This is a genomic window from Streptomyces sp. NPDC002853, assembly GCF_053591915.1.
In genome coordinates, this window is sequence record NZ_JBSFUS010000003.1 from 98,070 (window position 1) to 111,188 (window position 13,119).

At 68.3% G+C, this 13,119-nt stretch carries 14 protein-coding genes; all 14 read right to left on the reverse strand.

Features of this window, described 5'->3' with window-relative positions; translation table 11 throughout:
* Positions 1 to 14: 14 nt before the first annotated feature.
* The gene (gene atpA / locus ACWD02_RS08315; protein ID WP_451206106.1) at positions 15 to 1,613 is read right to left on the reverse strand and encodes a F0F1 ATP synthase subunit alpha; all 1,599 of its coding nucleotides are present in this window, start codon (positions 1,611 to 1,613) and stop codon (positions 15 to 17) included.
* Between the two features lie 127 nt (positions 1,614 to 1,740).
* Positions 1,741 to 2,562, reverse strand: coding sequence for a F0F1 ATP synthase subunit delta (locus ACWD02_RS08320; RefSeq protein WP_451206109.1), 822 nt, complete (start codon positions 2,560 to 2,562; stop codon positions 1,741 to 1,743).
* Positions 2,559 to 3,107, reverse strand: coding sequence for a F0F1 ATP synthase subunit B (locus ACWD02_RS08325; protein ID WP_451206113.1), 549 nt, complete (start codon positions 3,105 to 3,107; stop codon positions 2,559 to 2,561). Before ACWD02_RS08325 ends, ACWD02_RS08320 begins: the two co-directional genes overlap by 4 nt.
* Before the next feature lie 38 nt (positions 3,108 to 3,145).
* Positions 3,146 to 3,385 (reverse strand): ATP synthase F0 subunit C, encoded by a 240-nt coding sequence (atpE, locus tag ACWD02_RS08330; protein ID WP_055564408.1) that lies wholly within the window; start codon positions 3,383 to 3,385, stop codon positions 3,146 to 3,148.
* A gap of 78 nt (positions 3,386 to 3,463) precedes the next feature.
* Positions 3,464 to 4,234, reverse strand: coding sequence for a F0F1 ATP synthase subunit A (atpB, locus tag ACWD02_RS08335; RefSeq protein ID WP_451207408.1), 771 nt, complete (start codon positions 4,232 to 4,234; stop codon positions 3,464 to 3,466).
* Positions 4,235 to 4,510: 276 nt separating this feature from the next.
* A complete protein-coding gene (locus ACWD02_RS08340) occupies positions 4,511 to 4,948 on the reverse strand; it encodes a hypothetical protein (RefSeq protein ID WP_451206116.1) in 438 nt (145 codons plus the stop codon).
* A gap of 260 nt (positions 4,949 to 5,208) precedes the next feature.
* A complete protein-coding gene (locus tag ACWD02_RS08345) occupies positions 5,209 to 6,531 on the reverse strand; it encodes an MraY family glycosyltransferase (protein WP_451206120.1) in 1,323 nt (440 codons plus the stop codon).
* Positions 6,532 to 6,661: 130 nt separating this feature from the next.
* The gene (locus ACWD02_RS08350; RefSeq protein ID WP_451206123.1) at positions 6,662 to 7,933 is read right to left on the reverse strand and encodes a serine hydroxymethyltransferase; all 1,272 of its coding nucleotides are present in this window, start codon (positions 7,931 to 7,933) and stop codon (positions 6,662 to 6,664) included.
* 108 nt (positions 7,934 to 8,041) lie between these two features.
* The gene (locus ACWD02_RS08355; RefSeq protein WP_363209286.1) at positions 8,042 to 8,683 is read right to left on the reverse strand and encodes an arsenate reductase/protein-tyrosine-phosphatase family protein; all 642 of its coding nucleotides are present in this window, start codon (positions 8,681 to 8,683) and stop codon (positions 8,042 to 8,044) included.
* Positions 8,680 to 9,327 carry an L-threonylcarbamoyladenylate synthase gene (locus ACWD02_RS08360; RefSeq protein WP_363209285.1) on the reverse strand — a complete coding sequence of 216 codons (648 nt, stop codon included), beginning with the start codon at positions 9,325 to 9,327 and terminating at the stop codon, positions 8,680 to 8,682. Before ACWD02_RS08360 ends, ACWD02_RS08355 begins: the two co-directional genes overlap by 4 nt.
* A 47-nt stretch (positions 9,328 to 9,374) precedes the next feature.
* Positions 9,375 to 10,220 carry a peptide chain release factor N(5)-glutamine methyltransferase gene (gene prmC, locus ACWD02_RS08365; protein ID WP_451206127.1) on the reverse strand — a complete coding sequence of 282 codons (846 nt, stop codon included), beginning with the start codon at positions 10,218 to 10,220 and terminating at the stop codon, positions 9,375 to 9,377.
* A gap of 35 nt (positions 10,221 to 10,255) precedes the next feature.
* Positions 10,256 to 11,332: a peptide chain release factor 1 gene (prfA, locus tag ACWD02_RS08370; protein WP_365820548.1), complete on the reverse strand. Its 1,077-nt coding sequence runs from the start codon at positions 11,330 to 11,332 to the stop codon at positions 10,256 to 10,258.
* 134 nt (positions 11,333 to 11,466) lie between these two features.
* Positions 11,467 to 11,685, reverse strand: coding sequence for a 50S ribosomal protein L31 (gene rpmE, locus ACWD02_RS08375; protein ID WP_363209283.1), 219 nt, complete (start codon positions 11,683 to 11,685; stop codon positions 11,467 to 11,469).
* A 148-nt stretch (positions 11,686 to 11,833) separates the two neighbouring features.
* Positions 11,834 to 12,958, reverse strand: coding sequence for an LCP family protein (locus ACWD02_RS08380; protein WP_451206131.1), 1,125 nt, complete (start codon positions 12,956 to 12,958; stop codon positions 11,834 to 11,836).
* Positions 12,959 to 13,119 lie beyond the last annotated feature (161 nt).

Here is a 13,119-nt window from a genome sequence, read left to right on the forward strand (position 1 = left end):
GGTCCCTTCCGTCGTCACTTGGACGCGTCGACGGCGGCCGGAGCGTCCTCGCCGAGCAGCTTGCCGTCCGAGGTCTCGAACTGCTTCTTGAACTCGGCGACGGCGTCGGCGATGGCCGTGATCGTGTCGTCGGACATCTTGCCGCCCTCCTTGATGGAGGTCATCAGGCCCTGCTCCTTGCGGTGCAGGTACTCGAGCAGCTCACGCTCGAAGCGCCGGATGTCGACGACCGGGACCTCGTCCATGCGGCCCGTGGTGCCGGCCCAGATGGAGATGACCTGGTCCTCGGTGGCCATCGGCTGGTACTGAGCCTGCTTGAGCAGCTCGACCATCCGCTGACCGCGCTCGAGGGAGGCCTTCGACGCGGCGTCCAGGTCGGAACCGAAGGCGGCGAACGCCTCCAGCTCGCGGTACTGGGCGAGGTCCACGCGGAGGCGTCCCGACACCTGGCGGATCGCCTTGTGCTGGGCGGAGCCACCGACACGGGAGACCGAGATACCGACGTTCAAGGCCGGACGCTGACCGGCGTTGAACAGGTCGGACTCCAGGAAGCACTGGCCGTCGGTGATGGAGATGACGTTGGTCGGAATGAACGCCGACACGTCGTTCGCCTTGGTCTCGACGATCGGGAGACCCGTCATCGAGCCCTTGCCCATCTCGTCCGAGAGCTTCGCGCAGCGCTCGAGGAGACGCGAGTGCAGGTAGAAGACGTCACCCGGGTAGGCCTCGCGCCCCGGCGGGCGGCGGAGCAGCAGGGACACGGCGCGGTAGGCGTCGGCCTGCTTCGAGAGGTCGTCGAAGATGATGAGGACGTGCTTGCCCTCGTACATCCACTGCTGGCCGATGGCCGAACCGGTGTAGGGCGCCAGGTACTTGAAGCCCGCCGGGTCGGACGCCGGGGCGGCGACGATGGTCGTGTACTCAAGCGCGCCGGCCTCTTCGAGGGCACCGCGCACGGAGGCGATGGTGGAGCCCTTCTGACCGACGGCGACGTAGATGCAGCGCACCTGCTTGTTCACGTCGCCCGAGCGCCAGTTGTCGCGCTGGTTGATGATCGTGTCGACGGCCAGGGCGGTCTTGCCCGTCTGGCGGTCGCCGATGATCAGCTGACGCTGGCCACGGCCGATCGGGGTCATCGCGTCGACGGCCTTGTAGCCGGTCTCCATCGGCTCGTGAACCGACTTGCGGTCCATGACCGTGGGGGCCTGCAGCTCGAGGGCGCGGCGGCCGGACGTCTCGATCTCGCCGAGGCCGTCGATCGGGGTGCCGAGCGGGTCGACGACACGGCCGAGGTAGCCCTCGCCGACCGCGACGGACAGGACCTCGCCGGTACGGGTGACCGGCTGGCCCTCTTCGATGCCGCTGAACTCGCCGAGTACGACGGCGCCGATCTCGCGCTCCTCAAGGTTGAGGGCGAGACCGAGGGTGCCGTCCTCGAACTTCAGCAGCTCGTTGGCCATGGCCGAGGGGAGGCCCTCGACCTTCGCGATACCGTCACCGGCAACGGTGACCGAACCGACCTCCTCGCGCGAGGCCGCGTCCGGCTTGTACGCCTGGACAAAGTTCTCCAGTGCGTCCCGGATCTCCTCCGGCCGGATCGTGAGCTCCGCCATCTGGGTTCCCTGCTCTCCTTGTTGGGCCCGAAGTTTCACTTTGGGGGTCTGGGGACTCCCCCCAAGTAAGAGGTGAATCCTCTGCACGGCCCAACTAGGGCCGTCATTCCTACGTTTTGAGTTACTGCTAGCGCGCCATGCGGCGGTGTGCGTCCTCGAGGCGGTCCGCGATGCTGCCGTTGATGATCTCGTCGCCGACCTGCACCGTGATCCCGCCGAGGACCTCGGGGTCCACGTCGAGGTTCAGGTGCATCTCGCGGCCGTAGACCTTCGCGAGGGCGGCACCGAGGCGCTGCTTCTGCTGGTCCGAGAGCGGAACAGCGGAAGTGACGACGGCGACCATCCGGCTGCGACGGTCCGCGGCCAGCTTGGAGAGGGACTCGAGTCCCGACTCCAGGCTACGTCCACGGGGCGCGGTCACGAGGCGCTCGACCAGCCGCTCCGTGGCCTCGTTGGCCCTGCCTCCGAGCAGGCTGCGCAGCAGCTCGCTCTTGGCGGCGCCCGAGGCGGCGCGGTCGGTCAGCGCGGACCGGAGCCCGGTGTTCGAGGAGACGATCCGGCCGAAGCGGAACAGCTCGTCCTCGACGTCGTCCAGCGCGCCCGACTTCTGCGCACCGGTCAGCTCGGCGAGGTTGGTGAGCTCCTCGAGGGCGTCCACCAGGTCACGCGACTGCGACCAGCGCGAGCGGACCAGGCCGGCCACCAGGTCGGCGGTCTCGCCGCCCACCTGCCCGCCGAGCAGCCGCCCGGCGAGCTCTGCCTTGGCCTCACCGGACTGCGACGGGTCGGTCAGGACCCGGCGCAGCGACACCTCGCGGTGCAGCAGCGCCGTGACCGAGGCCAGCTCGTCCGCCAGCTGCTTGGCGTCGACCGACGTGTTGTCGGTCAGCGCGTCAAGACGCTCGCGCGCGGCGGCCAGGGCCTCGCGGCTAGCTCCGTGGGCTGTCATCGAGCCGCCTCGGCCTTCTCCTCGAGCTCGTCGAGGAAACGGTCGATGGTGCGGCTCTGCCGGGCGGAGTCCTCGAGGGACTCACCGACGAGCTTGCCGGCCAGGTCGGTGGCCAGCTGGCCCACGTCCTGACGCAGCGACTGCGCGGCGGCCTTGCGGTCGGCGGCGAGCTGCGCGTGACCGGCGGCCACGATCTCCTCGCGCTGACGCTGGCCTTCGGCACGCATCTCAGCGATGAGCTGGGCGCCCTGCTCCTGCGCCTCCTGGCGCAGACGCGCGGCCTCGTGCCGAGCCTCGGCGAGCTGAGCCTTGTACTGCTCGAGCACGCTCTGGGCCTCGGTCTGAGCGGCCTCGGCCTTCTCGATACCGCCTTCGATCGACTCCCGGCGCTCGTCCAGAACCTTGTTGATGTTCGGGAGGAGCTTCTTCCAGAAGAAGAAGAAGACGATGGCGAAGGCGATGGCGCCGACGAGCAGCTCAGGACCCGGCGGGACGAGCGGGCTCTGCTCTTCCTCGGCCGCCAGCTGAACCAGGTTGGCGATCACATCAATGCCTTTCGTCGAAAAGTGTCAGTAAGCAGTGACTACTTACCGAACACGAACGGCATAACGATGCCGATGAGGGCGAGCGCCTCACAGAAGGCGAAGCCGAGGATCTGGTTGGCGCGGATCAGACCGGCGGCCTCGGGCTGACGGGCCAGGGCCTGGGTGCCGTTACCGAACACGATGCCGACGCCGATGCCGGGGCCGATCGCGGCGAGGCCGTAGCCGATGGAGCCGAGGGAGCCGGAGACGCCTGCGGCGAGTTCGAGGGTCGCGGACATGCCGTTACTTCCTTCTCTTTCATGGACCGGTGGGGGTTGGCCACCGGGCGATCTGGGGGCTGGAAAGCCGGGTCTTGCTCAGTGGTGCTCGGCGAGAGCGCCCTGAATGTAGGTGGCGGAGAGGAGCACGAAGACGTACGCCTGGACCGCCTGCACGAAAAGTTCGAAGAGGATCATGACGACGGTCATCACGAACGAGACACCGGCGGCGGGGATCATCCAGCTGTTCAGCAGGTACCAGGAGGCGACGGTGAACATCACCAGCATCAGGTGACCGGCGAACATGTTGGCGAAGAGTCGCACGGCGTGCGTGAAGGGACGCACGAGCAGGTTCGAGAAAAACTCGATGAACGACACGAGCCACTTGATCGGGCCCAGCGAGTTGTCGTAGCCGGTGATGTTCTTCCAGCCGCCGACGAACCCGTGGCGCTTAAAGGTGAGAGGCACCCAGATGAAGTAGACGACGGCCGCGAGGACGATCGGGTACGCGATGACCGACGAGACCGGGAACTGGGTCAGCGGGATCACGGACCAGATGTTCATGATCCAGATGAAGAAGAACATCGAGACCATCAGGGGGACGTACTTCTCGCCCTCCTTCTTGCCCATCGTCTCGTAGACGATGCCGCGGCGTACGAAGTCGTAGCCGGCCTCACCGATCATCTGCAGCTTGCCCGGGACGACCTTGGCCTTGCCGAACGCCAGATAGAAGAAGCTGACCACGACGAGGGTCGTCAGCAGGGCGAGCAGCATGACCTTGTTGAACTCGAACCCGCCGACCTCGAAGATCGGCTTGAAGAGGAACGAGTGCAGGCCAGGAGCCGGGAAGCCACAGCCGTTGTCGGACATGATCCGACAGCTCCAGTCAAAGGCGAGCTCAGTTTGGTCAGCACTCACCGCGGGCTCCTTCGGCGTGACGCATAGGTACGGCAACCTCGTTGTCGTGTCGGCGCGGCGCGCGGCCGCGGGTCGGCACCAGACTGGTGTTTCGGATGTGGGCGCGGCGTTCAGGCATCGAGCCTCGCGATCGTGCAGGCGTCAGCTCAGATGCCCGCGCCGGCTGTGCCGCAGTTGGCACCGGACGATAGCAGCATCTCGAACGCGCATTTATCCCGGCCCTACCCTTCACGTCGAGGACCCCGACTTCTCCGGCTTGTCGCTCTGCTCGGAGTCGGGTTCGACGTAAAGGATCTTGGCTTTCATGAACGCGCGGGCCTGCGACGCCATCCACACGACGGTCGCGACCACAAGACCCACGGCGAAAGCCTTGGGGTTGAACAACGTGGTGTCCTTGAAGAGAGCCACGAAGACAAGAAGCAGCAGGAGTTGGGCGACGTAGAGCATCAGCCCCATCGCCTGGAACAACTGCGGAAGCGATTTCGCCGTGCGTTGGAGTACGAACATCCCGAGCCCCATGAAGGCGATGACCACCAGCGTGCCGACGACCGCGCCGAGTGCTCCCTTGCCGCCCGCGACCACGGCGCTGACCGCGGCGGTGATCGCACCGGCGGCAGCAGTGGGTACGGCGGACAGAAGAAGAGTTCGGGTGTCTTGAGACGGCATGGCGGCGCTCCGCTTACTGATGGGGGCAGGGTGTCGTCATGGACGAGCGTAGTCCGGGGTCGAGGGTGTCCCTCGGGCCAATGGACCGTCGCACTACGGTCCTTCGGCTCTATCCCCTGGTTTCGTGAACGGTATCACAAACTATTTGATGAGGTCTTTACCTGCTAGGTGTGCTCGCTGTCACACATGAGAGTTAATCCGCGCGTATGTGCAAGCGACGCGGCAACTTGTCTGGTATTGGGCGAGTTTGCCGACCGCCGTCAACTCGACGACTCGGCCTTGTGTCGATCCTCGAAGTGTGAGCGGGTGCCAACTGCCGTCGCTCCGTTGACGCTCGACGCGACCGGAGGACTGTCATCCGATGCCGCGTCCGTCGCATGCGTCCCGTCCGCCGCGGTGTCCGTCACAGCCTCCTTGCGCCGCCGGTAACGCGGCGGCACGAAGGACTCCGCCCAGCGCGGGATGTGCGGCCTGAAGCGCGGCAGCATGAGCAGCACGAGGCCCACCGCGCTCAGAGCGACGATGACGAGCAGAATCCACATGCTGGCCGAGTGGACCGAGTACGCCACCGTGCCGAAGCCGATCAGCGCCGACCAGAAGTACATGATCAGCACCGCGCGGCTGTGGGAGTGGCCGATCTCGAGCAGACGGTGGTGCAGGTGCCCGCGGTCGGCGGCGAACGGCGACTTCCCGTTCCACGTACGCCGCACGATCGCGAGGACCAGGTCGGCGAACGGGATCGCGATGATCGTCAGCGGCATCAGGAGCGGGATGAAGACCGGGAGCATCGCGTGCGTGGCATCGCGGGTGCCCCCGAAGTTCAGGCTCAGGGCGTCGCCGTCGATCTGACCCGTGGCGGAGATCGCGCCCGCCGCGAGCACCAGGCCGATCAGCATCGAGCCCGAGTCCCCCATGAAGATCCGGGCGGGATGGAGGTTGTGCGGCAGGAAGCCCAGGCACATGCCCATCAGGATCGCGGCGAAGAGCGTGGCGGGGGCGGCGGCCTCGATGCCGTAGCCGTACCAGATGCGGTAGGCGTAGAGGAAGAACGCCGTGGCCGCGATGCACACCATGCCCGCGGCGAGGCCGTCCAGGCCGTCCACGAAGTTGACCGCGTTGATGGTGATCACGACGAGCGCGACCGTCAGGAGCGTGCCCTGGCCCTGGTCGAGAAGGACCATGCCGTAGCCCGGGACCGGGATCCACAGGATCGTCAGGCCCTGGAGGACCATGACACCGGCGGCGATCATCTGGCCGCCCAGCTTGATCAGGGCGTCGATCTCGAACTTGTCGTCAAGGACACCGATCAGCCAGATCAGCGCGGCACCGGAGAGCAGCGCGCGCGGTTCGTTGGACCGCTCGAAGACGTCGTTCAGATTCGGCAGGTGGTCGGCGACGAGGAGGCCAGCGCACAACCCGAAGAACATCGCGATACCGCCGAGCCGGGGCGTTGGCTCCCGGTGCACGTCGCGGGCGCGGATCTCCGGCATGGCGCCGGCCACGATCGCGAACTTCCGCACCGGGCCGGTCAGCAGGTAAGTCACCGCGGCCGTGATGCAGAGCGTCAGCAGGTATTCACGCACGGGCTTCCCCACAGATATCGCTGGCCATCTCAGCCCCACACCCTAGCTCTGCGTGCATGTGGTGAGGGACTTCCGGGTAGCGACGATGGTTGCACGAGTACGCGCCTTCCCCTGACGCCGCTACCCCGACCTAGGCGGTATACGGCGGAAATCTGCCCACCAGTTCCCGCACTTCCTCTCGTACTTTCGAGTCGTTCGCCTCCGTGGACTGGTCACGTACCGCATCGGCGAGAAGCCGGGCGATGTGCACCATCTCCGCGTCGCCCATGCCCTGTGTGGTGACGGCCGCGGTGCCGAGCCGCAGTCCGCGCCCGTCGGCGTAGGGCAGGGCGCAGGTGTCCAGGACGAGACCGTGGGCGGCGAGCCTGCCGCGGGCGGTGTGCGCGTCGACGCCCAGGGGCGCGGGGTCGGCGAGGATCAGGTGCGTGTCCGTTCCACCGGTGGTGATCGCGCAGCCCGCGGCGGCCAGCGCCTGGGCGAGGATGCGCGCGTTGGCGACGACCCGGTGGGCGTACGCCGTGTAGGACGGGGTTGCCGCCTCGCCGAACGCGACGGCCTTGGCGGCGATCGTGTGCATCTGGGCGCCGCCCTGCGTGAAGGGGAACACCGCCCGGTCGATGCGCGACGCGAGCTCGGAGCCGCACAGGATCAGGCCGCCGCGCGGGCCGCGGAGCACCTTGTGGGTCGTGGCGCAGACGACGTCGGCGTACGGCACGGGGCTGGGGGCCGCTCCGCCGGCGATCAGGCCGATCGGGTGGGCGGCGTCGGCGATGAGGTAGGCGCCGACGTCGTCGGCGATGTCGCGGAAGGCCGCGTAGTCGATGTGCCGGGGGTAGGCGATGGAGCCGCAGACGATCGCCTTCGGGCGGTGCGTACGGGCGAGGGCTCTGACCCCGTCGTAGTCGATGAGGCCGGTCTCCGCGTCGACGCCGTATCCCACGAAGTCGAACCAGCGCCCCGAGAAGTTCGACGGCGAGCCGTGCGTGAGGTGTCCGCCGTACGGCAGGCCCATGGCGAGGACGGTGTCGCCGGGGCGCAGCAGGGCGGCGTACGCGGCGAGGACCGCGGAGGAGCCGGAGTGCGGCTGCACGTTGGCGTGCTCGGCGCCGAAGAGGGCCTTGGCACGGTCGATGGCGATGCGCTCGGCGACGTCCACCAGCTCGCAGCCGCCGTGGTGACGGGCGCCGGGGTACCCCTCGGCGTACTTGTTGGCGAGCGGTGAGCCCAGCGCGGCGAGCACCGCGGGCGAGGTGAAGTTCTCCGCTGCGATGAGCTGGAGGCCGGACGCCTGCCGGTCCTGCTCGGCGAGGAGGATCTCCGCCATCTGGGGGTCCGCGCGGCGGAGCGCGTCGAAGTCAGCGGGCGCCGTCGGGGCGGCGGTGGGTGCGGTGCTGACCGGCATCTTGGGCTCCGGGCCTCGCGAGGGGTGCGGGTCCCTCCAATGTAGGCCCGCCACACGGTGCCCGCGCGGCGTCAGCCCGATCTTTCGGGGCGGCGCGAAGAGAAAGGTTTACGCCTTGGCCCGCACGCCTGTCAGCGCCGTCACCACCGGGTCGAGCGCCTCGTTGATCTCGTCGCCCACCGAGCGGAAGAACGGCAGCGGCGCCCCGTAGGGGTCGTACACCTCGTCCGCCTCCGCCGTGGGCGCCAGGAGCCAGCCCCGCAGCGCCGCGGCGGCCCGCACGAGGGCCCTGGCCCGCTCCACCACTCCCCCGTCGGGGTGCGGCAGCGTCGCCGGATCTATGGCCCGCACGAGCCGCGTGAACTCCTTGAGCGTGAACGTACGGAGCCCCGCCGAGTGGCCCATCGAGATGACCTGCGCCCGGTGGTCCCGGGTGGCCGTCAGGACGAGGTCCGCCCGGATGACGTGCTCGTCGAGGAGCTCGCGCCCCTTGAAGCCGGAGGCGTCCGCGCCGAAGTCGGCGAGCACCGCCTCGGCGTTGGTCTCCATGGGGGCGCCCTCGTGCCCCCACGTGCCCGCGCTCTCCACGATCAGGCCGCCGGTGAAGGGATCGCCCAGGCGGTCGGCCAGGGCATGCCTGGTCAGCCGCTCAGTGATGGGCGAGCGGCACACATTGCCGGTGCTGACGTGGAGGATGCGGAACGAATCGGGATAAGCCGCTATGCCACGCCCCGTCTCAGGGGCTGTCAATTCGCCACCTCGAGGTCGGGTACCACCTTGCGGAGCTCCTCCGCGGTCAGGGCGCCCGCGCGCAGCAGTACCGGCACCTGCCCGGTGACGTCCACGATCGATGAGGGGACGATGCCCGGCGTCGGGCCGCCGTCCAGGTACACGGAGACGGAGTCGCCGAGCATCTCCTGCGCGGCGTCGCAGTCCTCGGGGGACGGGTGTCCCGTGAGGTTCGCCGAGGAGACCGCCATGGGGCCGACCTCGGTGAGCAGTTCGATGGCGACGGGGTGCAGCGGCATCCGGATCGCGACGGTCCCGCGGGTGTCCCCGAGGTCCCACTGGAGCGACGGCTGCTGCTTGGCGACCAGGGTCAGGGCCCCGGGCCAGAAGGCGTCGACGAGTTCCCAGGCCGACTCGGAGAAGTCGGTGACCAGGCCGTGCAGCGTGTTCGGGGACCCGATGAGGACAGGCGTGGGCATGTTCCGGCCGCGGCCCTTGGCGTCGAGCAGGTCGGCGCACGCCTCCGGCGTGAAGGCGTCGGCGCCGATGCCGTAGACGGTGTCGGTGGGCAGCACGACCAGCTCGCCACGGCGGACGGCCGACGCGGCCTCGCGCAGACCGGTCGTACGGTCGGTCGCGTCATTGGTGTCGTATCGCCGTGCCATCTAGCGGGCCTCCTCGTACACGTACTGCTGACTTGAAGTGGTGGGGCTCACGGCATCGCCTTGCGGGCCGTCGCGAACCTCGGCCTGTTGTTGAGGTCGGGGTGATCGGCCGCGTCGGCCCAGCCCCGCTCCTCGGTGAAGATCCACGGCACCTGGCCGCCCTGGGTGTCCGCGTGCTCGATGACGACGACACCGCCGGGCCGCAGCAGACGGTGGGCGGTGCGCTCGATGCCGCGGATCAGGTCGAGGCCGTCCTCGCCGGAGAAGAGCGACAGTTCCGGGTCGTAGTCGCGGGCTTCCGGAGCGACGTACTCCCACTCGGTGAGCGGGATGTACGGCGGGTTCGAGATGAGGAGGTCGACCTGTCCTTCGAGCTCCGGAAGGGCGTCACGCGCGTCGCCCTGGGAGAGCTTGACCCTGGACCCCTCGACGTTCTTCCGCGTCCACTTCAGGGCGTCCTCGGAGAGCTCCACGGCGTGCACGCGCGAGCGCGGGACCTCCTGGGCCATGGCCAGGGCGATGGCCCCGGAGCCCGTGCAGAGGTCGACGATGAGCGGCTCGACGACGTCCATCGCGCGCACGGCGTCTATGGCCCACCCCACGACGGACTCGGTCTCGGGCCGCGGCACGAAGACACCGGGCCCGACCTGCAGTTCGAGGTAGCGGAAGAACGCGCGCCCGGTGATGTGCTGGAGCGGCTCACGGGCCTCACGGCGCGCGATCGTCTCCCAGTAGCGGGCGTCGAAGTCCGAGTCCTTGACGGAGTGCAGCCCGCCCCGCTTCACGCCGTGCACGAAGGCCGCGAGCTCCTCCGCGTCGTTGCGCGGCGAGGGCACGCCGGCGTCGGCCAGCCGCTGGGTGGCCTGAGCCACTTCCGCGAGCAGCAGGTTCACGCTGGTCCTCCGGGGGCAGTGCGGTTGTCGGGTGCTTACGCGGCCGCGAGCTTGGCTGCGGAGTCCGCGTCGACGCAGGCCTGGATGACCGCGTCGAGGTCTCCGTCGAGCACCTGGTCCAAGTTGTACGCCTTGAAGCCGACACGGTGGTCCGAGATCCGGTTTTCCGGGAAGTTGTACGTCCGGATCTTCTCGGAGCGGTCGACGGTGCGGACCTGGCTGCGGCGGGCGTCCGCGGCCTTGCTCTCCGCTTCCTCCTGAGCCGCGGCAAGGAGCCTGGAGCGCAGAATACGCATCGCCTGCTCCTTGTTCTGCAGCTGGCTCTTCTCGTTCTGGCAGGAGGCGACCACTCCGGTGGGCAGGTGCGTGATGCGCACCGCGGAGTCGGTCGTGTTGACGGACTGGCCGCCGGGCCCGGAGGAGCGGTACACGTCGATGCGCAGGTCGTTGGCGTGGATCTCCACGTCGACCTCCTCGGCCTCGGGCGTCACCAGGACGCCGGCCGCGGAGGTGTGGATGCGGCCCTGCGACTCGGTGGAGGGCACGCGCTGCACGCGGTGCACGCCGCCCTCGTACTTCAGCCGCGCCCAGACGCCCTGGCCGGGCTCGGTCGCGCCGTTGCCGCCCTTGGTCTTCACGGCGACCTGGACGTCCTTGTAGCCGCCCAGCTCGGACTCGGTGGCGTCGATGATCTCGGTCTTCCAGCCGACGCGCTCCGCGTACCGCAGGTACATGCGCAGGAGGTCGCCGGCGAAGAGCGCCGACTCGTCGCCGCCCGCGCCCGCCTTGACCTCGAGGATGACGTCCTTGTCGTCGCTCGGGTCGCGGGGCACCAGGAGAAGACGCAGCTTCTCGGTGATCTCCTCGCGCTGCTTGTCCAGCTCCTTGACCTCCGCGGCGAACTCCGGGTCCTCTGCGGCCAGTTCACGGGCCGTCGCGATGTCGTCGCCGGTCTGCTTCCAGGCGCGGTACGTCGAGACGATCGGGGTGAGCTCGGCGTAGCGCTTGTTGAGCTTGCGCGCGTTGGCCTGGTCGGCGTGGACCGAGGGGTCCGCGAGCTTCGTCTCCAGATCGGCGTGCTCGCCGATCAGTTCCTCGACCGCCTCGAACATCGGGGTCTCCTGAGTTTCTGCGCGAAGGTACTGCGCACGGGTTCTGCGCGAAGGTGGCTGCTGCGATCAGACGGCAAAGCGCCGGTCCCAACCGCCCCCTCCCGGGGGCGGCCGAAGACCGGCGCAGTGGCTCGCTACTTGTTGGCTGCAGCCTTGCCGAAGCGGGCCTCGAAGCGGGCCACGCGGCCACCGGTGTCGAGGATCTTCTGCTTGCCCGTGTAGAACGGGTGGCACTCGGAGCAGACCTCGGCACGGACGGTGCCGCTGGAGATCGTGCTGCGGGTGGTGAACTCCGCGCCGCAGGTGCAGCTGACCTGGGTCTCGAAGTACTCGGGGTGGATGTCGCGCTTCAAGGTGTCTCCTAGTTTCGGGAGGGCACCGGGTCGTACGCGCGGATTGCTCGTACGTGAACCGGGGCCGACGTACCAGTCTGCCAGGACTGGTCGCATCTGCCCAAACCGGGGTGGGTCCTGTTCTATTCCCCGGGGGATCCGGACCCCGCTAGTCGCTGGTCACGACATCGCTCGCGTCGCCCTTGTCACCCGCGGACTTCTCCGTGGCGGACTTGGGTATCGGCTTGTCGGCCTTGAGCGCGTCCCAGACCTGCTGGTCGGCCTTCTCCAGGGGCAGGACGCGGTTGGGGTCGGCCGGGTCGTACTGGATGGGCATCGTGACCATCTTCATGTCACCCGCGCCGATGCCCTTGAGGCCGCCCGCGAAGCCCGCGAGGCTCTTCACGTCGTTCAGGTCGGAGTCGGTGGTGATGGCACTGGTCGCGTCGTTCGCCAGGTCGTAGAGCTTCTTCGGGTTGCTGAAGACGCCGACGTCCTTGACCTGGTTGATCAAGGCCTTGATGAAGGCCTGCTGCAGCTGGATGCGGCCGAGGTCGCTGCCGTCGCCGACACCGTGCCGGGTGCGGACCAGGCCGAGGGCCTGCTCGCCGGTGAGCTGGTGCGTGCCCGCCTTGAGATTGAGGTGGCTGTCCTTGTCGTTGATCGCCTTCTTGGTGGTGATCTCGACGCCGCCGAGGGTGTTGATGAGCTTCTTGAAGCCGGAGAAGTCCACTTCGACGTAGTGGTCCATCCGGATGCCGGACATCTTCTCCACGGTCTTGACGGCGCAGGCGGGGCCCCCGACCTCGTACGCCGTGTTGAACATCTGCCGCTGTCCGCCCGGGTCCTTCTTGCCGTCGTCCGTCTGGCACTCGGGGCGGGATATGAGGGTGTCGCGGGGTATGGAGACGACGCTGGCCGTCTTGTGGCCCTTGTTCACGTGCACGACCATCGCCGTGTCCGAGCGGGCGGCGCCCTCGTCCTTGCCGTACTTGGCGTTGTCGCCGGAGCGGGAGTCCGAGCCGAGGACGAGGATGTCCTGCGAACCGTTGTCGACGTTCTCCGGGCGGTCCGTGCCGAGCGCCGCGTTGATGTCGACGCCCTTGATGTTGCCGTTGAGCTTGAAGTACACGAAGCCGAGGCCCGCGCCGCCGAGGACGACCACCGATGCCGCGGTCCACGCGGTGACGACGAGAACCTTGCTGCGCTTTTCGCGCGGCTTGCGACGCCGACCGCCACCACCTCGGGAGCGTTTGGGTGCCGTATCCGCCGCGGGTGCGCTCTCGTCGGTCATGTGCTCCTCAGTCCTCGTCGGGTCGGTTACCCCCTGCTTTCAGGGTCAGGCGTGGTCTGGCGTCACTAGTCAGACGTGTAAACCGAAAGAAGGGTTGCACAGCGCTTTGTGAGCGCCCCGGCGCGCACTTGTGACGCATCGTGCACTCCTCTCCCACCCTT